Origin of the sequence: Nocardiopsis halotolerans DSM 44410, assembly GCF_000341065.1 — a bacterium.
GTDB classification, from domain to species: Bacteria; Actinomycetota; Actinomycetes; order Streptosporangiales; family Streptosporangiaceae; genus Nocardiopsis; species Nocardiopsis halotolerans.
In genome coordinates, this window is record NZ_ANAX01000192.1 from 1 (window position 1) to 368 (window position 368).

Here is a 368-nt window from a genome sequence, read left to right on the forward strand (position 1 = left end):
CCTCCAGCTCACGTTCGTCCCGGGCCTGTCGCACCGGGGGGCCACCCGTGCCCAGGTGGAGGCGGTGCGTGTGCGCTCCGACGAGCGCGGCGTCGGCCTGGGCGCCGGGCTGCTGTCCTGGGCCGAGGGGGAGGCCCGCCGCCGCGGTGCCGCCATGGTGCAGCTGACCTCGGACGCCTCGCGCGGGGACGCGCACCGCTTCTACGAGCGTCTGGGCTACACGGCCTCCCACGTCGGCTTCAAGAAGAGGCTCGACTGACCGGGCGGTGAGGCGCCCGAGGCGGACAGGACCCGGGGCGCCCGGCTACCGCGCCGTCCGGACCGCGTTTCGGCGCCGTCACGGGGTGGACCCGGCCCGCCTCACCCGC

The 368-nt window shown here is 77.2% G+C and carries 1 protein-coding gene; it reads left to right on the top strand.

Annotation, left to right across the window (positions count from 1 at the left end; all coding sequences use genetic code 11):
• Positions 1–259, top strand: a 259-nt coding sequence (locus tag D455_RS0114530; protein ID WP_017571439.1) for a GNAT family N-acetyltransferase, incomplete at its 5' end; no start/stop codon positions are given.
• Between the last annotated feature and the right edge of the window lie 109 nt (positions 260–368).